This window comes from Halobacterium jilantaiense (genome assembly GCF_900110535.1).
GTDB lineage: Archaea > Halobacteriota > Halobacteria > Halobacteriales > Halobacteriaceae > Halobacterium > Halobacterium jilantaiense.
Genome location: NZ_FOJA01000001.1, coordinates 787,774 through 812,794, shown reverse-complemented (window position 1 = coordinate 812,794; position 25,021 = coordinate 787,774). Strand labels below are relative to the sequence as shown.

Annotated in this window: 25 protein-coding genes; 14 read left to right on the top strand and 11 right to left on the bottom strand. The window is 68.1% G+C overall.

Annotation, left to right across the window (positions count from 1 at the left end; translation table 11 throughout):
* Nucleotides 1-59: 59 nt before the first annotated feature.
* Both BMW35_RS04255 and BMW35_RS04250 read right to left on the bottom strand, forming a co-directional pair.
* On the bottom strand, nucleotides 60-1,604 hold the full coding sequence (locus BMW35_RS04255; RefSeq protein WP_089668148.1) for an HVO_2922 family protein: 1,545 nt from the start codon (nucleotides 1,602-1,604) through the stop codon (nucleotides 60-62).
* 99 nt (nucleotides 1,605-1,703) lie between these two features.
* Nucleotides 1,704-3,338 carry a potassium channel family protein gene (locus tag BMW35_RS04250; protein WP_089668147.1) on the bottom strand — a complete coding sequence of 545 codons (1,635 nt, stop codon included), beginning with the start codon at nucleotides 3,336-3,338 and terminating at the stop codon, nucleotides 1,704-1,706.
* Nucleotides 3,339-3,426: 88 nt separating this feature from the next.
* On the opposite strand from BMW35_RS04250, the gene BMW35_RS04245 reads away from it, so the two are divergent.
* Both BMW35_RS04245 and BMW35_RS04240 read left to right on the top strand, forming a co-directional pair.
* Nucleotides 3,427-3,759, top strand: a complete 333-nt coding sequence (locus BMW35_RS04245; protein ID WP_089668146.1) for a hypothetical protein — start codon at nucleotides 3,427-3,429, stop codon at nucleotides 3,757-3,759.
* Between the two features lie 47 nt (nucleotides 3,760-3,806).
* Entirely contained in the window at nucleotides 3,807-5,162 is a 1,356-nt protein-coding gene (locus tag BMW35_RS04240; RefSeq protein WP_089668145.1) for a metallophosphoesterase, read from the top strand.
* 165 nt (nucleotides 5,163-5,327) lie between these two features.
* Here BMW35_RS04240 and BMW35_RS04235 read toward each other — a convergent pair whose 3' ends face one another.
* The 5 genes from BMW35_RS04235 to BMW35_RS04215 form a co-directional block, all read right to left on the bottom strand.
* Nucleotides 5,328-6,305: a hypothetical protein gene (locus BMW35_RS04235; protein ID WP_245708134.1), complete on the bottom strand. Its 978-nt coding sequence runs from the start codon at nucleotides 6,303-6,305 to the stop codon at nucleotides 5,328-5,330.
* Nucleotides 6,292-7,203 carry a S49 family peptidase gene (locus BMW35_RS04230; protein ID WP_089668144.1) on the bottom strand — a complete coding sequence of 304 codons (912 nt, stop codon included), beginning with the start codon at nucleotides 7,201-7,203 and terminating at the stop codon, nucleotides 6,292-6,294. Before BMW35_RS04230 ends, BMW35_RS04235 begins: the two co-directional genes overlap by 14 nt.
* A 138-nt stretch (nucleotides 7,204-7,341) precedes the next feature.
* Nucleotides 7,342-7,914: a peroxidase-related enzyme gene (locus BMW35_RS04225; protein WP_089668143.1), complete on the bottom strand. Its 573-nt coding sequence runs from the start codon at nucleotides 7,912-7,914 to the stop codon at nucleotides 7,342-7,344.
* 61 nt (nucleotides 7,915-7,975) lie between these two features.
* A complete protein-coding gene (locus BMW35_RS04220; RefSeq protein ID WP_089668142.1) occupies nucleotides 7,976-8,995 on the bottom strand; it encodes an NAD(P)/FAD-dependent oxidoreductase in 1,020 nt (339 codons plus the stop codon).
* 67 nt (nucleotides 8,996-9,062) lie between these two features.
* The gene (locus BMW35_RS04215; RefSeq protein ID WP_089668141.1) at nucleotides 9,063-9,554 is read right to left on the bottom strand and encodes a universal stress protein; all 492 of its coding nucleotides are present in this window, start codon (nucleotides 9,552-9,554) and stop codon (nucleotides 9,063-9,065) included.
* 309 nt (nucleotides 9,555-9,863) lie between these two features.
* On the opposite strand from BMW35_RS04215, the gene BMW35_RS04210 reads away from it, so the two are divergent.
* On the top strand, nucleotides 9,864-11,642 hold the full coding sequence (locus tag BMW35_RS04210) for an acyl-CoA carboxylase subunit beta (RefSeq protein ID WP_089668140.1): 1,779 nt from the start codon (nucleotides 9,864-9,866) through the stop codon (nucleotides 11,640-11,642).
* 12 nt (nucleotides 11,643-11,654) lie between these two features.
* On the opposite strand, the gene BMW35_RS04205 is transcribed toward BMW35_RS04210, so the two are convergent.
* On the bottom strand, nucleotides 11,655-12,086 hold the full coding sequence (locus tag BMW35_RS04205; RefSeq protein WP_089668139.1) for a DoxX family membrane protein: 432 nt from the start codon (nucleotides 12,084-12,086) through the stop codon (nucleotides 11,655-11,657).
* A 4-nt stretch (nucleotides 12,087-12,090) separates the two neighbouring features.
* Nucleotides 12,091-12,564 (bottom strand): MaoC family dehydratase, encoded by a 474-nt coding sequence (locus BMW35_RS04200; RefSeq protein ID WP_089668138.1) that lies wholly within the window; start codon nucleotides 12,562-12,564, stop codon nucleotides 12,091-12,093.
* Nucleotides 12,565-12,637: 73 nt separating this feature from the next.
* Between BMW35_RS04200 and BMW35_RS04195 the strand changes: the two genes are divergently transcribed.
* The 3 genes from BMW35_RS04195 (at nucleotide 12,638) to BMW35_RS04185 (ending at nucleotide 15,283) form a co-directional block, all read left to right on the top strand.
* On the top strand, nucleotides 12,638-13,486 hold the full coding sequence (locus BMW35_RS04195; protein WP_089668137.1) for an HpcH/HpaI aldolase/citrate lyase family protein: 849 nt from the start codon (nucleotides 12,638-12,640) through the stop codon (nucleotides 13,484-13,486).
* Between the two features lie 72 nt (nucleotides 13,487-13,558).
* Nucleotides 13,559-14,812, top strand: a complete 1,254-nt coding sequence (locus BMW35_RS04190) for a Glu/Leu/Phe/Val family dehydrogenase (RefSeq protein WP_089668136.1) — start codon at nucleotides 13,559-13,561, stop codon at nucleotides 14,810-14,812.
* 51 nt (nucleotides 14,813-14,863) lie between these two features.
* Complete coding sequence (locus BMW35_RS04185) at nucleotides 14,864-15,283, top strand: hypothetical protein (protein WP_089668135.1); 420 nt, start codon at nucleotides 14,864-14,866, stop codon at nucleotides 15,281-15,283.
* Between the two features lie 21 nt (nucleotides 15,284-15,304).
* Here the strand turns inward: BMW35_RS04185 and BMW35_RS04180 are convergent, their stop codons facing one another.
* Both BMW35_RS04180 and ribH read right to left on the bottom strand, forming a co-directional pair.
* Nucleotides 15,305-16,447, bottom strand: coding sequence for a pyridoxal phosphate-dependent aminotransferase (locus BMW35_RS04180; protein WP_089668134.1), 1,143 nt, complete (start codon nucleotides 16,445-16,447; stop codon nucleotides 15,305-15,307).
* A 1-nt stretch (nucleotide 16,448) separates the two neighbouring features.
* Nucleotides 16,449-16,850, bottom strand: a complete 402-nt coding sequence (ribH, locus tag BMW35_RS04175; protein ID WP_089668133.1) for a 6,7-dimethyl-8-ribityllumazine synthase — start codon at nucleotides 16,848-16,850, stop codon at nucleotides 16,449-16,451.
* A 93-nt stretch (nucleotides 16,851-16,943) separates the two neighbouring features.
* On the opposite strand from ribH, the gene BMW35_RS04170 reads away from it, so the two are divergent.
* The 8 genes from BMW35_RS04170 to BMW35_RS04135 all read left to right on the top strand — a co-directional run bounded on the left by BMW35_RS04170 (nucleotide 16,944) and on the right by BMW35_RS04135 (nucleotide 25,021).
* On the top strand, nucleotides 16,944-18,662 hold the full coding sequence (locus BMW35_RS04170; RefSeq protein ID WP_089668132.1) for a flippase activity-associated protein Agl23: 1,719 nt from the start codon (nucleotides 16,944-16,946) through the stop codon (nucleotides 18,660-18,662).
* A 95-nt stretch (nucleotides 18,663-18,757) separates the two neighbouring features.
* Nucleotides 18,758-19,990, top strand: coding sequence for a 5-(carboxyamino)imidazole ribonucleotide synthase (locus BMW35_RS04165; RefSeq protein WP_089668131.1), 1,233 nt, complete (start codon nucleotides 18,758-18,760; stop codon nucleotides 19,988-19,990).
* Nucleotides 19,987-20,598, top strand: a complete 612-nt coding sequence (purE, locus tag BMW35_RS04160) for a 5-(carboxyamino)imidazole ribonucleotide mutase (RefSeq protein ID WP_089668130.1) — start codon at nucleotides 19,987-19,989, stop codon at nucleotides 20,596-20,598. The genes BMW35_RS04165 and purE overlap by 4 nt, the downstream gene beginning before the upstream one ends.
* 128 nt (nucleotides 20,599-20,726) lie before the next feature.
* Nucleotides 20,727-21,137, top strand: a complete 411-nt coding sequence (locus BMW35_RS04155) for an NADH-quinone oxidoreductase subunit A (protein WP_089668129.1) — start codon at nucleotides 20,727-20,729, stop codon at nucleotides 21,135-21,137.
* Nucleotides 21,130-21,837 (top strand): NADH-quinone oxidoreductase subunit B, encoded by a 708-nt coding sequence (locus BMW35_RS04150; protein WP_089668128.1) that lies wholly within the window; start codon nucleotides 21,130-21,132, stop codon nucleotides 21,835-21,837. The genes BMW35_RS04155 and BMW35_RS04150 overlap by 8 nt, the downstream gene beginning before the upstream one ends.
* Nucleotides 21,834-23,510, top strand: a complete 1,677-nt coding sequence (locus BMW35_RS04145) for an NADH-quinone oxidoreductase subunit D (protein ID WP_089668127.1) — start codon at nucleotides 21,834-21,836, stop codon at nucleotides 23,508-23,510. The genes BMW35_RS04150 and BMW35_RS04145 overlap by 4 nt, the downstream gene beginning before the upstream one ends.
* Complete coding sequence (locus tag BMW35_RS04140; RefSeq protein ID WP_089668126.1) at nucleotides 23,511-24,563, top strand: complex I subunit 1/NuoH family protein; 1,053 nt, start codon at nucleotides 23,511-23,513, stop codon at nucleotides 24,561-24,563.
* Complete coding sequence (locus BMW35_RS04135) at nucleotides 24,560-25,021, top strand: NuoI/complex I 23 kDa subunit family protein (protein WP_089668125.1); 462 nt, start codon at nucleotides 24,560-24,562, stop codon at nucleotides 25,019-25,021. Before BMW35_RS04140 ends, BMW35_RS04135 begins: the two co-directional genes overlap by 4 nt.

The following is a 25,021-nucleotide window of genomic DNA, read 5'->3' as shown; positions in this document are numbered from 1 at the left end:
AACGACACGGTCGCCGGGGCGAGCGGCACTCATCGGAAACTGAAAGAGATTGCTGACGGTTACGCGTCGGTGTCGGCGTTCGGTGCGTTCCGCTTGACGCTCTCGATGCCGTCGCGGGCCTTGCTTCGGGAGCTGTATCCTTCGCCGCTGTCGGCGAGGATGTTGCCGTTGCGGTGGCGGAGCCGCCACCGGTGGTCGCCGCCGGCGTCCTCGTAGATTTCGAAGGCCGCCCGGCCGACGTCGAGCGTGTCGGCGTCGGGCGCGTACTCGCGGACCCGGTCGACGGCGTCCGAAGCGCCGCCGCGGTCGGCGTAGCCTTCGCCGCTGTCGCCGAGAATCTCGCCGTTGTCCGCGAGCAGCCGCCAGCGGTACTCGCCGGCGCTGTCCTCGTAGACCTCGAACTCGAGATCGTCGGCACGCTCCTGGACGCGGTCGACGGCGCGCCGGGCGTCGTTCCGGCGCGTGTACCCTTCGCCGCTGTCGGCGAGGATGTTGCCGTTTCGGTGGACGAGCCGCCAGCGCCACTGGCCGGCGGCGTCGCGGTACACCTCGAAGCCGGTCGGGTCGAACCAGAGGTAGTCCGCGGGCCCGACGTACTCGCGGACGCCGTTGACGGCGCGTTTCGCGTTACTCTTCGAGGCGTAGCCCTCGCCGCCGTCGGCGATGATTTCGCCGTTGTCGTGGCGGAGCCGCCAGCGGTACTCGCCGGCACTGTCCTCGGAGACCTGGAAGGTGGCCTGACTCTCCTGTTCGCCGGCCGGGTCGAACGTCTCCTCCGGTTCCGGGGCCGCTGCCTCGCTCTCGAAGACGAGTGTGGTCGCGCCGAGCGCGTTCCGGCGCACGCTCTGCATCCCCTTCTGGGCGTTGTACTTCCGGGTGTAGCCTTCGCCGCCGTCGGCGATGATGTTGCCGTTGCGGTGGCGGAGCCGCCAGCGCCACTGGCCGGCGTTGTCCTCGTAGAGTTCGAAGCGCGCCTGGCTGGCGTGGAGGTCGTCGATGGTCGCCTGCAGGTCGTCGCGTTCGGCGTCGCCGGCGTCCGCGTCACTGCGGGCGTCGGCCAGTTCGTCCGCGAGTCGGTCGCGCTCCTGACGGACTTCGGCGAGGTCGGCTTCGAGCGCCGCCGATTCGCGCTCGCTCGCCGCGAGGTCTTCCCGGGAGACGCCGGCGACCAGCGGGGCGACGACGCCGCCGAGCGTGATGATTGCGAGGCCGACTGCGTACAGTGCGATGACTGGCTCGTTGCCGGTCTGGACGCTCCAGTCACCGGGGAAGACGGCGACGAACCACACCGCAGCGGCGAAGCAGACGGCCTGTCCGGCGTACGCGGCGTAGTTCGCCCACGACCGCAGGGGTAGTCGGATGACCGGGCCGGCGACGAGCATCGCCAGCCCGACGGCCGACACGAAGATGCTCGCTTCGCGCAGGGTCAGTCCACCGACCTCGGTCGGTGAGGAACTCGGCAGGAACAGCAGGATGCCGGCCGTGCCCAGCAGCAGTCCCACCAGGAACACCCAGTAGCCGCGCACCTCGTCGTGTGTCGTCGGAGTCCCGACGCGCTCGCGGTACACGTCGTACAGCACCCCGTCTTTGGGTTCAGTTGCCATGGTTCGTACCCACCCACTCACGCACACCACTTAAATTGTCTTGCGAATGAAATGACCGGCGTGCGGGTCGAAACCGCCCGATTCAGCGGGCGAGGACCGTCACGCGAAGGTTTCGTTGAACCGCTTGATGCCCTCGTCGGTGCCGGCGACGACCAGCCTGTCGCCGCGCTCGATGCGGACGTCCGGACCGACCGCTGTCAGGAGGTCACCGTTGCGCTCGACGGCGACGATAGTGCAGTCGGTCTCCGACCGGACGAGCGCGTCCCCGATTCGCTGACCGACTAGTCCGGGCGCTTCGGTCCGGACGACCTCGACCTGGCGGTCCAGCGACAGCACGTCAGCGCCGTCGAGGACGGCCGAGGCAATCATCCGCCCGTTGACGGTCGCTAGCGAGAGCACGTAGTCCGCGCCGGCGCGGTACATCTTGCTGACGCTCTCGGGCTCCTCGACGCGAGCGATGACCTCCGTCTCCGGGCTGATGTCCCGGACCACCAGCGTCGCGAACTCCGTGGTGGTGTCGTCGGGGAGCGCGAGGATGACTGACCGCGCGTCCGCCACGCCCGCCTCGCGGAGCGTCTCCGGCTCGACGGCGTCCCCGGCCACGTCGACGCCCGCCTTCGCCTCCCGGTCGACGACGGTGTTCGGGACGCCGGCGTCGTCGAGCGCCTCACCGATGGCGCTCCCGACCTCGCCGTAGCCGACGACGACCGTCTCCCCGCGCTCGAACCGCCGGAGGTCGGACTTCGTCAACTCCCCGAGGTGTTCCAGTTGCGCCTGCTGGCCGGCGACGAGCAACACCGTGCCGTTCGTGAGCGTCGCGTCGGGGTCCGGCGGCGTCTGGAACTGGCCCGCGAACCACGCGCCGACGACGTTCACGCCGGAGCGCTCCCTGATACCGCTGTCCGCGAGCGTCGTGCCGACGAGTTCGCTCCCGCGGTCGATGGGAATCTCGGCCACCTCGAACCCGTCTCCGACCTCGACGGCGGCGGGCGCGGTCGTGTTGACCGAGGTGGTCACCTTCGACGCGAGCCCGCGGCCGAGCAGTGGACGCGGCGACAGCACCTCGTCGGCACCGGCGAGCCGATGGTAGGGGGATCGGTCGGGGTCCTCGACGACACTGACGACGGGCACGTCGGCGGCGACCTCCTGTGCGGCGAGCACGATGCTGGCGTCGACCCGGTCGGAGACGTCGGCGACGAGCGCGCGCGCCGACCCGAGCCGCGCGCCTTCTAAGCCCTCGACGGTCTCGGGGTCCGCGTGGACGATGCTGTAGTCGTCTTCGTAGAGGGTCGTCGCCTGCTCGCGGTCCGGTTCCACGATAACGTAGTCGACGCCCCGCGACTCCAGTTCGTCGACGAGCGCGTCGGCCCGCGACGTGTACGTGCAGATGACGACGTGGTCTTCGAGGCCGTTCTCGACGGTCTGGGGGACGGTCGTCGAGAGCACGTCCTCCATCAGCGGGAACACCAGGACCGGCAACGCGAGGAAGATGAGCACCACGCCGGTGAGGTCCATGACGGCGACGAACGCGTTCATCTCCGCGCTCTCCCAGGGCGCGTCCGAGCCGTAGCCCGTCGTCGTGAACGTCTCCACGACGACACGCAGCGAGTGCAGGAACTGTCTGTGTTCCCCCTCGAACACTCGCATTCCGTGGTGGTAGGCGACGGCGAACGCCAGCATCACTCCCACCAGCGCCAGCGAGTAGTAGGCGGTGCGACGCCGCACTTTGTCCATGCGGCTCCCTCGCGCGCGCCGCACTAAACAGCCGCGGGACCGGTCCGCGACCCGCGGGCTTTTCCGGGAGCGCGGCGGCAGTCCGGGTATGGCTTCACTCGGCGCGAAACTCGTGGGGATGGACGCGGTGCCCGCGACACTGCACTACGCGGACGGCGGACAGGACGGCCCGCTGGAACTCCGGCACGTCCAGGTTGAGGAGGGCTCGAACGGTGACGAGGACACCGTGCAGGCGGTGATCCACGTGCAGGCCGGCGGCACGCAGTCGCTGGCCCGCATCACGGGCGGCGTCGACGCCGACGAACTGGCGCTCCAGATTCCGACCGAGCCGCGAGAGTTCGACTCCGTGGAGGCGTTTCTGGCGGCCGACGACATCTTCGAGACGGCCAAGACGGTCGTCGACGTGACGACCGACCTGTAGGGAGCCGGCGACAACGCCTATAGACGTGGGGGCGTGACACCCACGAGATGTCGGACGACGACGGCGTCGACGCGAGCGACGACCGGACGTACTACGTCGTCAGCGACCTCCACGTCGGAGGTGACGAACAGCTCGGGGAGGTGGAGTTCCTCGACGAACTTCTGGCGTTCCTCGAAGACCTCGAACACACCGACGAGAACGCCGAACTCGTCGTCAACGGGGACGCGTTCGGGCTCTGGGAGTTCACGACCGTCGAGGGCATCGAGAAGTTCGACGTGCTCGTCGAGGCGTACCCCGAGCTCTTCGAGCAGTTGCGCGCGACGGGCGAGACTGTCCCCATCACGATGCTGCCGGGGAACCACGATCACGAACTCGCCGCCTTCGACGCATACGTCGAACGGTTCGCCGCGTACAACGTCGACCTCGTGCAGGACGTCTCCATCGAGCGGCGGGTCGGCGACCACGTCGTCCACTTCGAGCACGGCCACCAGCAGGACCCGAACAACCGCATCGAGGACTGGGGGAACCAGCACGCGACGCCGCTGGGCTACTACTACAACACGCTCGTGACGAGTCGCGCGGGCCAGCTCTCGGACCGCGGCCGGTACAACTGGCTGAAGGACGTCCAGGCCGTCACGCCGACGGAGCGAATGCCCGTCTGGCTGTTCTCGAAGTACTTCTACCGGGAGATGAATCCGCTGTTGCGGTACGCGCTCCTCCCGTTCCTCCTGCTGTTCAACGTCAGCGTCGTGCTGGTCGTGCTCGTCGGCCTCGACCTCGCGGGCGTCTGGTCGACGCCCGTCACGTGGACGACTGCGACCCTCGGCCAGTTCGGCACCGCCGGGACCGCCGTCTGGTTCCTGCTCGCCACCAACGTCGCCGCGACGGGCATCGTGTTGCTGGTCGGCGTCCCCCTGTACTTCCTGCGGCGGGACGTCCGGCAGACCATCGACCGGTTCGGCGTCTTCGAGACGGACCTCACCGTCGACCACGAAGCGCCCTACCAGCGGGCCGCTCGGGAGACGTTCGCGGACGGCGAGGACGTCCGCGTGTTCTGTCACGGCCACACCCACCGACCGTCCGTGCAGTCCGTCGACGGCGGCGTGGTCGTCAACAGCGGCACGTGGCTGAAGCGTCTGCACCGCCGTGACGGCGTCGTCGGCATCCTGCCGCCCGTCTTCTACCCCTCGTACCAGCTGTGTGCGGTGCGCATCGAGGCCGAGGACGGGGATCTCGTGGTCGAACACGAGTCCGTGAAGAAACCGAGTCCGAGCCCGGAGGAACTGACGCTGACCGAGCGCCTGCTCACGCTCGGTCGCAAACCGGACCCCGAACTCCCGGAGCCAGTCGTCGTCGAGCGCGACGGCTCGGTGCGGCCGCGAGCGGACGACCGAACCGAGTGACGCGGACGCACCGCCCGCGTCGACGCCGTCACACCAGCCCCATACACGCACTCTGCCTCTCGGTCGCTGCCAGCGCACCGACGCTGCGGCGGCCGATACGCGGCGCTACCGGGTCCAGACGCGACTCGAAAAGATGACTGCCGTGGGTGTTCGGTGGCGCGTTGCTTACCGGCGCGGCGCTGGACCTGGTCCGGAGTCCGACCCGCTCGGCTCCGGCATCGGCGTCCGCTCGCCGGTCACCAGGTAGTCGACGAGGTTCCCGACGAGGACCTCGTTGTCGGCGACGTACGCCCAGTCGGGGTCGAGGACCGAGCTGTCACCGAGGACCGCGAGGTTCCCCGACTGCGCGAGCACGCCGTAGTCGCTGGCGTCCCGCGTCGTGGAGAGTTCGGTCGACGAGTCCGTCCGCAGCAGGACGTTCTCGCCGGTCACGGGCGTCGCCTCGTGGACGACGACCTCCTCGACGCCTGCCGTGAGGTCGCTCTCACCGGCCGGCGACACGCGGAGGTTCGCGTGGTTGTTCACGTTGTCCGTCGTGTCGTAGAGGTAGCCGCTCCCGACAGTCAGCCCGTGCGGGGACAGCGCGGGCGCGAACTCGGCGCTGGTCGCACCGCCGCGGCTGACACTGATGGAGAAGATGCTACCGCCGCCGAGCCCACCCGTCTCGGGCTCGCCGGCCGCGAGCACGCGGCCGCCGGCGTCGAGGAAGTCCTCGACTGATTTCGCTTCACCGGTCGAGAAGCGGTTGTCGGGCGCGACCGACACGAAGGCGTCGGCGTCCTGTAACGCCTTGTTGAGCGCTTCGCCGCTCGGGCCGCGGTCGGGCCGGTAGAACCGGACCGAGTGGCCGTTCTCGGTGAGCGCGTTCACCAGCGGGCGCAGCTGAATCTCGTCGACGTTGTTCTGGTGGGCGGCGTCGATGACGACGACCTTCCCGCTCGTGGCCGCGGAGACGTCGATCGAGCCCTCTTCGGCGGGCGGACTGGCGATGTCGACCGACTGGTGTTCCTCTACGGTGAGTTCGCTGGGGGAGTATCCGCCTCCGCCGCCAGCGAGCATGCCGCCGCCGACGATGGCGCTGGCGATGACGACTGCCACCAGCACGAACGCGCCGGCACGAGAAGCGAGATCAGCAGGACGCATTCATGATCACCTCTAGGTCGGGCCCCGCCTGAGGAGCATACGCCAGGTAGTCTTTCCCACAGAGTTCCGGTGCCACGAACGCGTCCTCGGCGTCGACGTCTTCGGCGCTACCGCTTCCAGCGAGCAGCCCGATGAGACCGCCCGACGTCGGGTTGCGGTAGGTGACATCGTAGTTCGAGAGGTTAGCGCGCTCGGCGGCGTCCTGAATCGCCGTCTCGACACCGCCGATCTCGTCGGCGAATCCGAGTTCGACCGCGCGGTTGCCGGCGTACAGCTTCGCCTCACCGACCGTCTCGCGGTCGACTTCGAGTTCGTCACCGCGTTCGTTCATCACGACGTTCAGGAAGGACTCCCGGAAGGTCGCCGCCCGGGCCCGCGACACGTCGGCCGGACCGGCCGTCCCCTTATCGGGAGCAGACTTCCACTGCGACGGAACCTTCTCGTTTTTCGTGACGGAACTAATCACGCCCACGCTCCCGACGAGCGCGCCGGGCGTGGTGTAGATTTTGTCGGCGGGAATGGTTGTGTAGTAGCCGCCGGAGGCCGCCACGTCGCGAACGCTCGCGACGACGGGTTTCTCCTGCGCGAGCCGTTTGACCGCGCGGTACTGTACTTCGCTCCCGGTGATTGCGCCGCCGGGGCTGGCGACCCGGAGGACGACCGCGTCGATGGAGTCGTTCTGCCGGACCTGCCGCAGCTCCTTGGCGGTCGTGTCGCCGCTGCTACCGGTAATCTGCATCGAGTCGAGCGTGACCACTGCGACCGCGTTGTCGGGCCCGCTGTCCGAGCCCGACTGGAGGGCCATCCCGCCGACGCCGCCGACGATGGCGGCGAGGACGATGATGACCGTCCAGCTGGTCGCGAGCGTCTTCGCGTGTTCGTCTATTGGATTCGTCATTGTGTGTTCGCGGACCGTCCGTGGAGGACTGGACGGCTTCCAGGCTGGCCAACTCGCCGTGTCGACTTAAAGTCGGAACCGCGGTCGCAGTACCTGTGAACTTCGCCGGATTCCGACGAATTCATTACGAACCGCCGGTCAGTCGCCGCGCGCCATCGCGTAGAACTCGTCGTTCGGCCGCATGTCCGCGACCGACGCCAGCCGGTTCGAGAGATTGAAGAACGCCACGACGGAGGTGATGTCCCAGACCTCCTCCCGAGAGAAGCCCGCGTCTCGGAGTTCCTGCACGTCGCCGTCGGTGACTCGGCCCGGCGATTCAGTGATGTCGACGGCGAAGTCCAGCATCGCGCGGTGCTGCTCGGAGAGGTCGGCCTGCCGGTGGTTGGTCGCGAGCTGGTCGGCGAGCTTCGGTGCTTCCGCGTACACCCGACAGAGCGCGCCGTGGGCGACGACGCAGTACAGGCAGTCGTTCACGCCGGAGACGGTGACGATGAGCATCTCCACCTCCTCGCGGGCGAGGTCGGTGTCCTCCACGAGCGCGTCGTGGTAGTCGAAGAACGCGCGGAAGTGGCTGGGCTTGTACGCCAGCGCCGAGAACACGTTCGGCGTGAAGCCGGCGCGCTCGGTCTCCTCGTCGATGCGCTCTCGGAGGTCCTCGGGCAGGTCGTCGTGGTCGGGGACGTGGAACCGTCCCATCGCGTCGTCGTTCATGTCCGAACGCCCGACGGCCGGCACCAAAGCCGTTGCCCCGGAGCGACCCGGAACGCCGTCGTCACCGAATCCGGTCCGCGGCCGCGAGCCCGCTCTCGACGGCTGCGTGGACGCGCGCCTCGCCAGCGACCCAGTCGCCGGCGACGTGCAGGCCCGCCTCACTCGCGGCCGCCACGGGCTCCGAGTCGACGGCCTCGTCGGGGAGCGCGTACCGCCAGCCCTGGGTGTCCGTCCAGTCCGGGTCCAGCAGGCGGTCGTCGTCCAGGAGGTCGGCCGCGTGCTCGGCGGCGACGGCCGTCTGCTCGCTCGCCGGGGCGTCGTAGTGCTCCCGCGACCAGTCGGGAGCCATCTGCACAATCAGTAGCGCCTCACCGGCGGGGACGTGGCCGTCCTTGCAGGCCTCTCGGGAGAGCCAGCCGACCGCGTGCGCGTCGTCGGTGTTCACTAGTCCGTACCACTCACGGTCCAGCTCGAAGGGGTAGTGCAGGACGGCAGTGACGATGCTCCGGTAGGACACGTCTGCGGCCGCCTCACGGAGTGTCTCCCGTCGGTCGTCGTCCCAGTGCGCGTCGGCCAGCAGGTCGGCAGTCTGGGGCGCGGGCGGCGTCAACAGCACGTCGTCGAACTCCCCGAATCGCCGCCCGTCGGTTTCGGCCAGCGTCCACCCGGTCTCGGTCCGGGCCAGCGTCCCGACGCGGGTCTCCTTACGGAGCGTCGCGTCCGTCCGGGCGAACAGCCGCTTCGCGAGCTGCGTCAGTCCGGTCTCCCACGTCCACTTCGGCTCGTCGCTGTCGCGACCCGGCGCAACCGTTCCATCGCCGTCGAACGTCCAGACCGGTTCGCCGATTTCGACGAGTCCGTCCTCGCCGAGGTCGCGGACGAGGTCGGCCACGGGACCGTCGCCGGGTTTGACGTAGTTCGCGCCGTAGTCGTAGTGACAGCCGTCCCTGCGGCGGGTCGCCGCGCGCCCGCAGACGCCCCGCGACTTCTCGAAGACGGTCACGTCGCGGTCGCTGTCGCGGAGGCGGTACGCGGCAGCGGCACCAGCCGCTCCAGCACCGACGATTGCCAGCGAGTCCATACCGGCGCTACGGACGGGACCGGGAAAAAGACGACCGACGCGGGTGACCGTGCTGCTTCGCCGCTGCTCAGGCGTCGTTCGGTCCGACGACCATCACCGGAACGTCGGCCTCGCGCTGCACGCGGGGCGCGAGCGTGTCCGGCGCGACGAGCCGGTCGAGACCGGTCGGCTTCGTCGAACTGACGACGACGAGGTCGGCGTCGTGGACGTCGGCGTAGTCCAGGACCTCTTGGTGGGCGTGCCCGTAGCGGAAGCGCTTGCGGACGTCGACGCCGAACGCCGCACCCCGGTCGGCGACGGTTTCGACGGCGTTCTCGCCGGCGTTCTCCTCGCGCTCGACGACGACGTCCCAGTGGGTCGCGGTGTCGACGACGAACAGCGCGTCGACTGACGCGTCGTGTCGCGCCGCCAGCCGGACGGCCGTCTCCGCGGCGGCGTCGCCGGCGTCGCCGCCGTCTGTCACGACCAGCACGCGGTCGAACAGCGAACTAGGCGTCGCTGACGCGGCTGCGTCGGTCGGGTCTGCGTCCGAGGTGGTGGTGTTCGTGTGCGTCGACATCTGTCTCCCGCGCCGCGTGGGCGGCGCACTCGGATACCCGTAGCGCCGCCACACATATACAGTTTTTCGCGGACAACGACTATTATAATGAACTATCTAGGCACCACAGCGGCGCAACGTACAATCCTATATATAGGAACAAAACGAATGGCCATATATACGTCTCGTGGGCGGGTGCGTGTCGGCAAATATCCCGTGAATCCGCCAGTCTGTCGGTCGAAACGCCGATAATTCATGGATTCGGCAGTCCGCGAGTGCCGGGGAACGCGAAGAGAAAACGGTATGGGGTAGTCCCGGCCATCCAGAACCATGAAAGTGCGCATCGGTGGCGGTGCGACCGACTCGGAAGCCGAAGCGGTCGCGGCCGCGCTCGCCGAACACGTCAACGACGACGTGGAGGTCTATCTAGGTGACGCCGACGAGCCAGCCGCCGTCCACGAGGCCCCGGAAGACGCCGACGAATCGGCCGGTGACGACGCCGACGACCTCGGGCCGACGGAACGCGAGGAGCTGCTCCGCGAGGAGATTTCGGACATCCTTGAGGGCGGCCCCGAGAAGTACAAGGAGCGGCTGCCCGACCAGGACAAACTGTTCGTCCGCGACCGCCTCGACCTCTGGTTCGGCGACGAGGGCGGGGACGGCGATGGCGACCTCCTGTTCGAGGACGGGAAGTTCGCGCACTTCGACGGCTGGCACCCGAACAGCCCGGACGTCGACGAGGCCGACGACGGCACCCGCCTGCCCGCCGACGGCCTCATCACCGGCGCGGCGGACTTCGACGGCCGGGACGTCCACTTCATGGCCAACGACTTCACCGTAAAGGCCGGGTCGATGGCCGAGCGCGGCGTCGAGAAGTTCCTCCGGATGCAGCAGCGCGCGCTCAAGACCGGCAAGCCCGTGCTGTACCTGATGGACTCCTCCGGGGGGCGCATCGACCAGCAGTCCGGGTTCTTCGCGAACCGCGAGGGCATCGGGAAGTACTACTTCAACCACTCCCGGCTCTCCGGCCGCGTCCCACAGGTCTGCGTGCTGTACGGCCCCTGTATCGCCGGGGCCGCCTACACGCCGGTGTTCGCGGACTACACCATCATGGTCGAGGGGATGTCGGCGATGGCCATCGCCAGCCCGCGAATGGTGGAGATGGTCACTGGCGAGCAGATCGAGATGCAAGACCTCGGCGGCCCGCAGGTCCACGCCGAGCAGTCCGGCAGCGCCGACCTGGTCGCCCGCGACGAGGAGCACGCCCGCGAACTGGTCGCGAACCTCGTGCAGTACCTCCCGGACAACAGTGACGAGAAACCGCCGAGCCAGCCCGCGAAGCCGCCGGCGAAGCCGACCTCGGGCATCGACGGTCTGATTCCGGAGGCCCCGAACCGCGCCTACGACATGCACGACCTCATCGACCGCGTGGTCGACGAGGACTCGTTCTTCGAGCTCCGGCCGGAGTACGGCAAGGAGATTCTCACAGGGTACGCGCGCATCGACGGCCGCACGGTCGGCATCGTCGCGAACCAGCCCGCGCAGCGCGCCGGAGCCATCTTCCCGGACGCCGCCGAGAAGGCCGCGGAGTTCGTCTGGAAGTCCGACGCCTACAACATCCCGCTGCTGTACCTCTGTGACACGCCCGGCTTCATGGCGGGCTCGTCGGTCGAGAAAGACGCCATCCTGGAGAAGGGCAAGAAGATGATCTACGCCACGAGCGAGGCGACGGTGCCGAAGCAGTCCGTCGTGGTGCGGAAGGCGTACGGGGCCGGCATCTACGCGATGTCCGGGCCCGCCTACGATCCCGAGTCAACCATCGCCCTGCCGTCCGGCGAAATCGGAATCATGGGTCCCGAGGCGGCAATCAACGCCGTCTACGCGAACAAGCTCGACGCCATCGACGACCCCGAGGAGCGCAAACAGCGCGAGCAGGAACTCCGCGAGGAGTACCGCGAGGACATCGACGTCCACCGGATGGCGTCCGAGACGGTCATCGACGAAATCGTGCCGCCGTCCGAACTCCGCACCGAGCTCTCGAACCGCTTCGCCTTCTACGAGGACGTGGAGAAAGACCGGCCGTCGAAGAAGCACGGCACGATCCTCTGACCGGTCGGCCCCCTACCCGTCTCTGAGCGCGTCCACGAGCACCGCCAGCGCCAGCCCCGTGAGTCCCACGTCCCGAGCGACCACGTCCCCGAACGCGCCGGTGTCGACCCAGACGACGGCGAGGTACGCGGTCGTCACTGCGAGCGAGCCGGCCGCGACGAGCGCCGCGAACGCGGTGTAGCGGTCCGCGAGCAGGAGTGCTGCGAACCCGAGTTCGAGGTACCCGTTCGCCAGCATGAACACTGTCGGGGAGACGACAAGCAGGGGTGCCAGCCAGTCGGTGACGTAGACCGTCCAGCCCTCCGGCTGCAGGAGCTTGTGCGCGCCCGCCGCGACCAGCATCAGGCCGAGCCCCCAGCGCGCGAGCGTGGCCGGGGCTGGCGCACTCGCGGCGAGGCTGGTCACGCGTCCGACAACGGCCGCGACGCGGTCGCCTTCGGTCACTGGCTCAGTCCTCGCCGTCGGCGTGGTCGCGCTTGAGCGAGAGCACCGTGCGGTCAAACTCGCAGACCAGCGGCTCGTCCTCGCGGTTCACGGCGAACGCCTCGACGTGGAAGGTGACGACGCCGCGCTCGCCGTCGCTCGTCTCGCGCTTGTCCGTGACCGTGGACTGCACGCGGATGGTGTCACCGTGGAACACCGGAGCGGGGTGTTCGACCTCGTCGTAGGAGAGGTTCGCGACGATAGTGCCGTCCGTCGTCTCCGGGATGGTGATGCCGACGGCGAGACTCATCGTGTAGAGGCCGTTGACGATGCGCTCGCCGAACTGGGTGTCGTCCGCGAAGTCGGCGTCCAGGTGCAGCGGCTGCTGGTTCATCGTCATGTCGCAGAACTTCTGGTTGTCCGACTCCGAGACGGTGCGCCGGGTGGCGTGCTCGATGGTCTCGCCCTCCTCGAAGCCCTCGTAGTAGCGGCCTGTCATGCCCGGAGGGTGGACGCCGGGAATCAAAGTCGCTCCGGAAACGTACAAGGCGGGGGCTGCCGTCCGCCCGTACATGGTTCGACGCAGCGTCCTGTTCTCGCCCGGCGACCAGTCCGACCTGATGCGGAAGGCCCCGAGCGCGGGGGCAGACGTCGTGGTCTTCGACCTGGAAGACGCCGTCGCGCCCGGCCAGAAGGACGAAGCCAGAGCGGCAGTCGGCGACGTGCTCTCCGACCCCGACTTCGACCCGGACTGCGAGGTCTGCGTGCGCGTCAACCCCGTCGGCTCCGGGGCCGGCGCGGACGTGGAGGCAGTGCTCGCGGGCGGACGCACGGCCGACGCGGTGATGCTCCCGAAAGTCGAGGACAGCGAGGACGTGGAGACGCTCGGCCGCCTGCTCGCCGAGGCGGACGCCGAAGCGCCCGTGCTCGCGCTCGTGGAGTCTGCCCGGGGCGTGCTGAACGCTCAGGAGATTGCCGTCGCCGGGCCGACGGACGCCCTCGTGTTCGGCGCAGAGGACCTCTCCGCGGACATCGGCGCGACGCGGACCGACGATGGAACGGAAGTCCTCCACGCGCGCGAACAAGTCGTCCTCGCAGCGAGTGCGGCGGGCGTGGACGCAATCGACACGGTCTACACGGACATCGAGGACACCGACGGCCTCGCCGGGGAGACGCGGTTCGCGGCCGGACTGGGTTTCGACGGGAAGATGGCCATCCACCCCGCGCAGGTTGACCCCATCAACGACGCGTACACGCCGGCACCGGAAGACGTCGAGTGGGCCGAGCGCGTCCTCGACGCGAAAGCGGAGGCCGACGCGGAGGACCGGGGCGTGTTCCGCGTGGACGGCGAGATGATAGATGCACCGCTGGTCGCGCAGGCCGAGCGCGTGCTGGAGCGCGCAGAGGCGGCCGACACCTAATACACCTTAAATCACGTATTATCATACACAATCCGTCATCCTTATTCGTCGGCTGGTGGTTCCGCTCTAGTAATGCCGGAAGCCAACCCATTCGAGAGCCTGCAGGAACAGATCGGCGACGCCGGCGAGTTCCTCGACGTCGGCGACGACGTACTCGAACGCCTCAAACACCCCGAGCGCGTCCTCGAGACGACGCTCTCCGTCGAGATGGACGACGGCTCTATCGAGACGTTCAAGGCCTTCCGTTCGCAGTTCAACGGCGACCGCGGCCCGTACAAGGGCGGCATCCGCTACCACCCGGGCGTCTCCCGCGACGAAGTGAAGGCGCTCTCGGGCTGGATGGTGTACAAGACCTCGGTCGTCGACATCCCGTACGGTGGCGGCAAGGGCGGTATCGTCATCGACCCGAGCGAGTACTCCGACGACGAACTCGAACGCATCACGCGAGCGTTCGCCACAGAACTCCGGCCGCTCATCGGCGAAGACAAGGACGTCCCCGCGCCGGACGTCAACACCGGCCAGCGCGAGATGAACTGGATCAAAGACACGTACGAGACCCTCGAGAACACCACCGCGCCCGGCGTCATCACGGGGAAGGCCCTCGAGAACGGCGGAAGTGAGGGTCGCGTCGAAGCGACCGGCCGTTCCACGATGTTCGCGGCCCGCGAGGTCTTCGACTACCTCAACCGCGACCTCGACGGCGCGACCGTCGCTGTTCAGGGCTACGGGAACGCCGGCAGCGTCGCCGCGAAACTCATCGAGGACCAGGGGGCCGACGTGGTCGCCGTCTCCGACTCCTCCGGCGCAATCTACAACGCCGACGGCTTCGACGCTCGCGCCGTCAAGGACTTCAAGACCGAGACCGGCAGCGTCTCCGGCTACGACGAGGCCACCGAGGAGTTCTCGAACGACGACCTGCTCACGCTTGACGTCGACCTCCTCGTCCCCGCGGCGCTCGAGAACGCCATCGACGAGGACCTCGCCCACGACGTCGACGCCGACGTCGTCGTCGAGGCCGCCAACGGCCCGCTCACGCCGGACGCCGACGACGTGCTCTCCGAGCGCGGCGTCACCGTCGTCCCGGACATCCTCGCGAACGCCGGCGGCGTCACCGTCTCGTACTTCGAGTGGGTGCAGAACCGCCAGCGCTTCCAGTGGACCGAGGAACGCGTCAACGAGGAACTCGAAGCCGTCATCACCGACGCCTTCGACGCGATGACCGACGCCCACGAGGACGCCGGCACGCCGAACCTCCGCACCGCCGCCTACGTCGTCGCCATCCAGCGCGTCGTCGACGCCTACGAGGGCAGCGGCAGCTGGCCCTGAGAACGGCCGTAACTACCAACTTCGTCCGCGGCGTCCGACCGCACAGCCACTATGCGTACAGTCGCCCCCGTCCTCGTTGCGGCGGTCGCCGCCGCAGTGTCCACCTTCCAGCGGTTTCTCGTCGCGCTCCTCATCGAGTTCGATGTTAGCGTCTCGGCACCGGCGAGCACGCGGTACACGCTCGCCTCACGGTTCGTGGCGTTCCTGTTCGTGTACGGCGCGCTTCTGGGTGTCGCATACTGGGCCGGCGACCGGGCCGACGGCGACACCCGGTTCTCCCTCGTGTCGGCTGGGGTGTTCGCAGTCGGGACTGCCACCGCGATGGTAATCACCGGCGCCGTCCTCTTCACCCTCGGCGTCGAGAACCAGGACCTGTTCAGTATGGTGGCAGGGCTCGTCGGCCAGAGCGCCGGCACCGGCGTCGAACTCGGCGTCGTGACGTTCGCGGGCCTGGCTGCCGGCAGCCGCTAGCCGGGAGCACAGCGGCGGTCGCTACAGGTAGCCTTCCGCGGCGAGCCGGTCGACCGCTTCTTCGAGCCGCTCGGTGCTCGCGGCGTAGGAGAGCCGCGCGTAGCCGGGCGCGCCGAACGCCGACCCGGGCACGGTCGCGACGTGGGCGTCCTTCAGGGCGTCCTGGCACCACGTCTGGTCGTCGTCGGCGACCGGGAGCATCAGGTAGAACGCGCCATCCGGCACCGAGACGTCCTTGCCGTACTCCTCGAAGCGGTCGACGAGCAGGTCGCGCCGCGACGCGAAGGCGTCGACCATCTCGTCGACGGCGTCGTCGGTGTTCTGCAGGGCCTCGACGCCGGCGCGCTGCACGAAGTTCGCCGCCGAGGAGACGGAGTGCGAGTGGACCTTCCCGGCCTGCGAGACGAGTTCCTCGGGGGCCGCGAGGTAGCCGAGCCGCCAGCCGGTCATCGAGTACGCCTTCGAGAAGCCGTTGACCGTGACCGTGCGCTCGAACATCCCGTCGAGGCCGGCGAGGCTGACGTGCTCTTTCCCGTAGTTGATGTGCTGGTAGATCTCGTCCGAGATGACCGTCACGTCGTGGTCGACCGCGAGGTCGCGGACGCCCTCCATCGCCGCCCGCGAGTACACCGCGCCGGTGGGGTTGCTGGGGGAGTTCACGACCAGCAACTCGGTGTCGTCCGAGACTGTCTCGGCGAGGTCGTCAAGGGCGGGTTCGAGCTGGAAGTCGTGGGGTGCGAGGTCGACCCGCGAGAGCTCGCCGCCGGCGAGCTTCGCCATCGCCTCGTAGGACACCCACGCCGGGTCCAGCAACACGACCTCGTCCCCGTCGTCGACGACGGTCTGGAACGTCTCGTAGAGGGCCTGCTTCGCGCCCGGCGTCACGATGACGTTGTCCGCCTCGTAGTCGAGGCCGTCGCCCTGCAGCTTCTCGGCGACGGCGTCCCGGAGTTCGGGCACGCCGTTCGACGGCGCGTACCCCGTGTGGCCGGCGTCCATCGCGTCTTTCCCGGCCTCGACGACGTTCCCGGGCGTGGCGAAGTCGGGTTCGCCGACCGAGAGGTCGACGACGTCCACGCCGTCCGCTTCCAGTTCACTCGCGAGGTTGCTCACCGCGAGGGTCGCACTCGGCTCGACGCTCGTGACTCTGTCACTGAATTCCATCTTAGAGTGCCTCCGTCAGACTGACCGCGCTCTCGACTGCGTCCGCGCCTTTCTCGACACGCTCCCGGGCCTCCGCGCCGGACATCCCCGGGCCGGTGACGCCGAACGTCACGGGCGTGTCGCGGTCCAGGCTCACGTCCGTGAGCTTCTCCGCGGTCGCCTGCGCGATGACCTCGTCGTGGTTCGTGTCACCGGTGACGATGGTGCCGACCACGGCGACGGCGTCCACGTCGTCGCGGCGCGCCAGCCGGTCGGCCGCCAGCGGCGAATCGTACGCTCCCGGGACGTGAATCGTCTCGACGAGTTCGGCGTCGGCGTCTGCGGCCGCGTCCCGTGCCGACGCCTCCATCTGTTCGGTGACGCTGCGGTTGAACTCCGCAACGACCAGCCCGAGCCGTGTCATAGTCGGACCGTCGCCGGGCCGCGACTAATGCCTACCGTTCCCGCGCGCCGACACGGAAAACTTGTATGGTGGCCGTTCCGTTGAGCGAACGATATGGACTCGCCGGGTCGCCGCCGCGCAGCCGCTCTCGCTGCCGTAGTCGCCGTCGTCGCTCTCGCACTCGCCGTCCGGTTCGTCGCGCTCGGCGACCGGGTGTTCCACTGGGACGAGGCCCGCGTCGGCTACTGGATACTCCAGTACCAGACGACGGGTGACTGGTCGTACCGCGCCTTCGTCCACGGCCCGTTCCTCTTTCAGGTGAACGAACTCCTCTTCGGCGTGCTCGGCGACTCGAACGCGGTCGCACGAGCGCCGGTCGCGCTCGTCGGCGGCCTCCTCCCTGGGGTCGCGTGGCTCTTCCGAACCAGACTCGACGACGCCGAGGTCGTCGCGCTCGCCGGCCTGCTCGCGCTGAACCCCGTGCTCGTCTACTACTCGCGGTTCATGCGCAACGACGTGCTCGTCGCGGCGTTCAGCCTCGCTGCGCTCGGGTTCGCCGTGCGCGCAATCGACACCGGCCGCCGCGGGGACGTCGTCGCCGCCGGCGCGGTGCTCGCGCTCGCGTTCACCGCGAAGGAGAACGCGCTCGTCTACGTCGGCATGTTCGTCGGCGCGACGGCGCTGCTGGTCGACACGCGACTGTTCACGGCCCGCGAGCGCGGCGAGTCGTGGCGGTCCGCAGCCCGGGACGCCGTCGCTTCGGTGGGCCGCGGCATCTGGGACTGGCGGCGCTCGCTGGCCGGCGCGGCGGCCGCCTTCGTCCTCGTCTTCGCGGTCTTCTACGCGCCCCGACCGGCGTTCTATCAGGCGCTCTCGGACCCGTCGAAACTCCCGAGCGCGCTCGTCGCGGGCACGCTCGGCGCGGCCGAAGAGCTGTGGGGCGTCTGGGGAGTCAGTGGGTCGGCGAGCCGCGACCACAGCTACGTCGCCTTCCTCGCGGACGCGGTGAAGACGATGGGGTCGACGGCGCTCGTCGTCTCCGTCGTCGGCGTCCTCGGGTTCCTCGCGGAGCGCTACGTCGCCGACGACCCCCGGGAGTTCGTGCTGTTCGCTGGCTACTGGGCGTTCGCGTCGGTCGTCGTCTACCCCGCTATCACCGACATCTCGGGCGTCTGGTCCGTGACCCACGCCGTCGTGCCGCTGGCGATTCCGGCCGCCGTGGGCGTCGGGTACGTCGTCGACCTCGGCCGGCGGTCCCTCGAATCCGACGACAAGGCGGGGGTCGCGCTGGCTGCCCTCGTCGTGCTCGCGCTCGTCGCGCAGGTCGGCGTCGTCACCGCCGAGACGTCGTTCGTGATGCCTCAGGAGGAGGAGAACGACCTCGTGCAGTTCGGGCAGCCCGGTAGCGACATGAGTGACACGCTCGCGACCGTCGAGTCCGTCACGAGGGCGCACGACGGCGACCCCGACGTGGTGTTCTTCGGCGACCACTTCCACGTCACGAAGGACGTCGACCCGACAGACCCGGGGAGCGTCGCGGGCACGAACTGGTTCAACAGACTGCCGCTGAACTGGTACCTCGAACGCGGGAACGCCACCGCGGAGTCGACCCGGGTGCGGAGCGCCATCACGGAGTGTCCGACGAGCGCGACGAGCGGCGGCCCGGCGCTGTGCGACGCGCCGGTCGTCGTCTCGAAGGCCGACCACTACGCCGACCTCGCGCCGTCGCTGACCGAGCGCGGCTACGTGAGTCGGACGTACGAACTCACGTCCACGAACACCATCATCGTCGTCTTCGTCGACGCGAACGCTGCTGGCTACGAACCGCTCTGAGTGACCGGCGGGCACGCCCAACAAGATAACCACGTTCGTGGATACTCTTCGGGTACGTTCGGCAATTCTTATGCAGGAGTGGGCGGAAGGCAGGGATGATGGAACGCGTCCCCGGAGCCACCGTCGGCGTCGTCGGCGGCGGTCAGCTCGGCCGGATGTTCGCCGAGGCCGCCAGCCCGCTCGGCGTCGACGTCGTCGCACTCGACCCGACGCCGGACTGCCCCGCCGTCCCGCCGGCGGCCGACCAGATTGTCGCGGACTTCGACGACCGAGCGGCCGTCCGCGACCTCGCCGAGCGCGCGGACGTCCTCACGTACGAAATCGAGCTCGCCGACCCCGACGCACTCGAATCGGTCGCCGCCGACTTCGACGTCGAGGTCCACCCGACGCCCGACACGCTGCGCACGATTCAGGACAAGCTCGTCCAGAACCGGGCGCTCGCCGACGCCGGCGTCCCGGTGCCCGACTTCGAGGCGGTCGACGGCTCCGACGACCTCCGCGCGGCCTTCGACTCCCTCGGCACACCGCTGATGCTGAAGCGTCGCACCGGCGGCTACGACGGCCGCGGGAACGCCCCGGTCGCCTCCGTCGAGGCGGCGCGCGAGGAGTTCGGCGACCTCGACGGCTTCGTCGCCGAGGAACTCGTCGACTTCGAGCGCGAACTCTCCGTCATCGCCGTCCGAGGCGACGGAGAGACGGCCACCTTCCCCGTCGCCGAGAACGTCCACAAGGCCGAGGTGCTCCGGGAGTCCGTCGTTCCCGCCCGCACGAGTGAGTCCGTTCGCGAGCAGGCGGCCGCGGTCGCAGAGAAGGTCCTCGGCGCGCTCGACGGGAGAGGGGTGTTCGGCGTGGAGTTGTTCGAGCGCGTGTCCTCACGGGACACGGATGGAGCGAGCGGCGACAGCCGCGAGCGCGAAGTGCTCGTCAACGAAATCGCGCCCCGCCCTCACAACTCCGGCCACTACACTATTGAGGGCTGTTACACGTCCCAGTTCGAGCAGTACGCTCGCGCGGTCCTCGGGCTTCCGCTCGGGGACACGACACTCCGTGCCCCGACCGTGATGGCGAACGTCCTCGCGGAGCCCGACGCGGAGACTCGTCCGGCGGAGCTGGACGGCGTCCCCGGGATTCTCGACGAGCCGCGGCTGGCCTTCCACTGGTACGGCAAACGGGAGGTGCGGGCGCTCCGGAAGCTCGGCCACGTCACCGTCGTCGGCGACGACCGGGACGACCTGCTCGACCGCGCGCGAGACGCGCGAGACGCACTCTTCTTCCGGGAGGGAACCGAGACAGCGAGCGAACCTGCAGGCCACAGCACCCAATCATGACCACTGTAGCCGACCTCGTCGACCTGTTCGAATCGGAGGCAGCGCGCGACCGACCCGCCGAAGAGACGCCCGACGTCGGCGTCATCATGGGTAGCGACAGCGACCTCGACGTGATGGCGGGTGCTCACGACGCACTCACCGACCTCGGCTTCACCGAGGTGACGGACTACGACGACGCGCCATCGGGGTACTCCTTCGAGTCGTGGGTCGTCTCCGCCCACCGGACGCCCGACCTCATGTACGCGTACGCCGAGACGGCAGTCGACCGCGGTCTCGACGTCGTCATCGCGGGAGCCGGCGGGAAGTCAGCAGACCTCCCGAACATGACCGCATCGCTGGCGTACCCCCTCCCGGTCGTCGGCGTCCCCGTTCAGGAGAAGTCCGTCGACTCCGTCATCGGGATGCCGACCGGCGCGCCGCTGACGGCAGTCGACGCCGGCAAGTCCTACAATGCGGGCCTGTCTGCCGCCCAGTTCCTCGCCACAGACGACCCCGAACTCGCCGACCGACTCCGTGACCTGCACGCCGACCGGCGGGACGGCGTCGCCGAGGTCTCCTCGGACCTCCACACACGCGGAACCGAACGCTTTCGCGCGGACCGAGACTGACCCCAGCGAACGGGCGCTCGCGCGAGGGGGCTTGAAACCCCAGAGAACACGCTTCTCCGCCCGTAAGGGCATAAATCAACGTTTATGAGTGTGCGGTTCGAACCACCGTTCGTCACGGAGATAATCCTATGAATCCATGGATCGCCATCGGTGCGCTGGCGCTCGTATCTGTCCTCATTCCGGCCGGGATGATCGGCGTCTCGGCACTGATACGGCCCAGTGTACCCGAGCAGGGAAAACGAGCCACCTACGAGAGCGGTGAGGTGCCGACAGGGGACGCGCGCCTCCAGTTCAACACGCAGTACTACATGGTTGCGCTGTTGTTCCTCGTGTTCGACATCGAGACCGTTCTCATCTTCCCGTGGACCGTCATCTACCGCGACGCGCTCGCAATGGAGGGCGTCGGCCTCGTCGAGGTTCTCGCGCCGATGCTCGTCTTCATCGGCATCCTCGTCGTCGGCCTCGCATGGGCCTGGCGCAAGGGCGTCGTGCAGTGGATGCGGACCCCGGCACACGAACGGAGGACCACACATGAGTAGTGACCAACCAAGAGACAGCATCACGGAATCGAGCGACCCACTGACGTCGACCCGGGAGGCCCGTATGGGCGAGGGCGTCGACAACCGATTCAACTCCCGGCTGCGCGAAGCGTTCGGCTCCACCCCGTTCATCCTCACGAAGTTCGACAAGTTCATGAACTGGGTGCGCGGGTCGAGCATGTTCATGCTGCAGTTCGGTATCGCGTGCTGCAGCATCGAGATGATGCACACGTACTCGGTCAAACACGACCTCGACCGATTCCACGCCGGCGTTCCGCGGGCCTCGCCCCGGCAGGCTGACGTGATCATCGTGCCCGGCACCATCGTCTCGAAGTTCGCGCCGCGCATGAAGCGCGTCTACGACCAGATGCCGGAGCCGAAGTTCGTCGTCGGTATGGGGAACTGCACGGCGTCCGGCGGCCCGTTCCAGGAGGGCTACAACGTCGTGAAGGGTGCCGAGGAGGTCATCCCGGTCGACATCCACATCCCGGGCTGCCCGCCGCGCCCCGAAGCACTGGTCTACGGCGTCGCGAAGCTCCAGGAACGCATCGCGAACGGCGAGTCGTCGCCGGTCACGGTCAAGCCCTACGAGCTCCAGCAGTTCGGCGACCTCGACCGCGACGAACTCGTCGACAAGCTCGCCGAGGACATCGACGAGGAGACCCTCGTCATGCGGTACAACTGGGCTGATTCGCCATGAGCACGCAGAAAGAAGAACCCGAGACGCCGGACACGGTCGACGAGGGCGTCGACGTCGACGAGATCGAATCCCTCATCGGCGACCACGTCCTCGAGCGCGAGGACCACCTGAACGCGCCCGGCTTCGTCATCCGGGCCGACGCGGTCCAGGACGTCCTCGGCGCGCTCAAAGACCGGGCTGGCTACGACCACCTCTCCTGTGTCACGGCCGAGGAACACGAGGACCGGTTCGAGAGCATCTACCACCTGCGGAAGTACGACGACCCGACGGACGAAGTCTCGATCATCGTCCCGACGAGCCGCGACGAACCGGTCAGCGAGTCCGCGGAGTCGGTGTTCCGGACGGCTGACTGGCACGAGCGAGAGGCCTACGACCTCGTGGGCGTCCAGTACGACGACCACCCGAACCTCGAACGCATCCTGCTGCCCGACACGTGGGTCGGCCACCCGCTGGGCCGGGACTACAACCAGGAGAAACCCCAGATCGTCACGTTCGACGAGAATCGCAACCCCCTCGAAGAAGACCACCGCGGCGACGAGGGCGAGGGCGACACGATGTTCCTCAACATCGGTCCCCACCACCCGGCCACGCACGGCGTCCTCCACGTCGAGACGGTCCTCGACGGCGAGCAGGTCGCGGACGTCAACCCCGACATCGGCTACCTCCACCGCTGCGAGGAGCAGATGGCCCAGAACGGGACCTACCGTCACCAGATTATGCCGTACCCCGACCGCTGGGACTACGGCCCCGGTGGCGTCCTCAACGAGTGGGCGTACGCCCGTGCAGCCGAGGACCTCGCGGACATTGACGTCCCCGAGTACGCACAGGTGCTGCGTACCTTCAGCGCGGAGCTGTGTCGCATCGCGTGCCACATGCTCGCGCTCGGGACGTTCTGTCTGGACATCTACGGCGACTTCACCGCTATCTTCATGTACGCGATGCGGGACCGCGAAGTCGTCCAGAACCTCATCGAGGACCTCACCGGTCAGCGGATGATGCTCAACTACCTCCGGCTGGGCGGCGTCGTCTGGGACGTCCCGGAACCCCGCGAGGAGTACTTCGAGAACGTCCGGGACTTCCTCGACGAACTCCCGGAGCGACTCGACGAGTACCACGACCTCATCACGTCCAACGAAATCTTCCAGGCCCGGACCGTCGACACCGGCTACCTCGACCCGGAGACTGCCAAAAACTACGGCGTCACGGGCCCGGTCGCTCGCGGGTCCGGCGTCGACTACGACGTTCGCCGCGACGACCCCTACGGCTACTACGAGGAGCTCGACTGGGACGTCGTCACGGACGAGGGCGGCGACAACTACTCGCGGCTGCTCGTGCGGATGCGTGAGGTCGAACAGTCCGCGCGCATCATCGAGCAGTGCGTCGACCTTCTGGAGGACTGGCCGGAGGACGAACGGAACATTCAGGCGAACGTCCCCCGCACTCTCAAGCCGGAAGCCGGCAAGGAGGTCTACAAGACTGTCGAGGGCGCGAAGGGCGAGCTCGGCGTCTACATCCGCGCCGACGGCACTGACAAGCCCGGACGCTTCAAGATCCGGAGTCCCTGCTTCAGCAACCTCTCAGCGCTCCAAGAGATGTCGACCGGCGAGTACATCCCGGACCTCGTCGCCACGCTCGGCAGCCTCGACGTGATTCTCGGGGAGGTGGACCGATAGATGACCGAGACACCGCTGCCCGACACCATCGCGGACCTGCTCGGCGTCGAGGGTATCTTCGGTGACGCGCTCTCGATGCTGCTGGCGGCCGCGCTCGTCGGCACCATCATGCTGACGATGACCGCGTTCGCGGGCCCGTGGGCGAAGCGGAAGATCACGGCGTCGTTCACGGACCGCATCTCCGTCAACCGCATCGGTCCGTGGGGGCTCGGTACCATCATCGTCGACGCAGTCCGACTGCTCTCCAAGGAGCTCATCATCCCGGAGGGAGCCGACCGGCCCGCCTACGACCTCGCGCCCATCGTGCTCGCGGGGTCGGCGCTGTTCGCGTTCGCCGTCATTCCGATGGGCAACGGCATCCAGCTCGCCGACCCCGAAGTCGGGCTGGTGTTCGTGTTCGCGATGGCGTCCATCGCGAGCCTCGGCCTGCTGATGGGCGGGTACGCGTCGAACAACAAGTACAGCCTGCTCGGCGGCCTGCGCGCCGTCGCACAGAACATCGCGTACGAGATTCCGCTCGTCCTCACGGCGGCCTCCGTGGTGCTGTTCACGGGGACGCTCCAGCTGAGCGAAATCGTCGCCATGCAGCAGAACACCACGCTCGCAGTTATCGCGGGCGTCCGAATCCCAGCGTGGTTCGCGTTCGTGAACCCGTTCGCGTTCGTGCTGTTCGTGGTGGCGAACCTCGCCGAGGTCGGCCGCAACCCCTTCGACACGCCGGAGGCCCCGACGGAGATTGTCGCCGGCTACCAGACCGAGTACTCGTCGGCGTACTTCGTCCTGTTCTACCTCGGTGAGTTCGTTCACATCTTCCTGGGCGGCGCTATCATCGCCACGCTGTTCCTCGGCGGGCCCGGCGGACCGTTCCTGCCCGGGTTCGTCTGGTTCACGATCAAGATCTGGGCGGTGTACATCTTCACCCAGTGGTGCCGGTCGGCGATTCCGCGCGTGCGGATCGACCAGCTCATCGGCATCGGCTGGAAGGGCATGCTGGTGCTGTCGTTCGCGAACCTCGTGCTCACCGCGGCAATCCTCGGAGTGACTGGACTATGATCGGCGTACTCAAATCGATGGCAACGACGATGAAGCACGCGCTCGACGGGAACACGTTCACCGTCGAGTATCCCGAGGAGACGCCCGAAGTGTCGGCGCGCTTCCGGGGCATCCACAAGTTCAGCCAGGAACGCTGCATCTGGTGTCGGCAGTGTGAGAACGTCTGCCCGAACGACACCATCCAGATTGTCACTGACAAGCAGCGCAACGGCGAGCAGTACAACCTCCACGTCGGCCAGTGCATCTACTGCCGGCTCTGCGAGGAGGTCTGTCCCGTCGACGCGATCCTGCTCACGGAGAACTTCGAGTTCACCGGAGACACGAAACACGACCTCGTGTTCAACAAAGAGCAGCTGAAGAACGTACCGTGGTACAAAGACATCGACCCGCTTGCCTCCCGCGAACCTGACCGGGGTGCCTGGATCGGCGAAGGCGAAGGCGAGGTCGACTACCAGTAG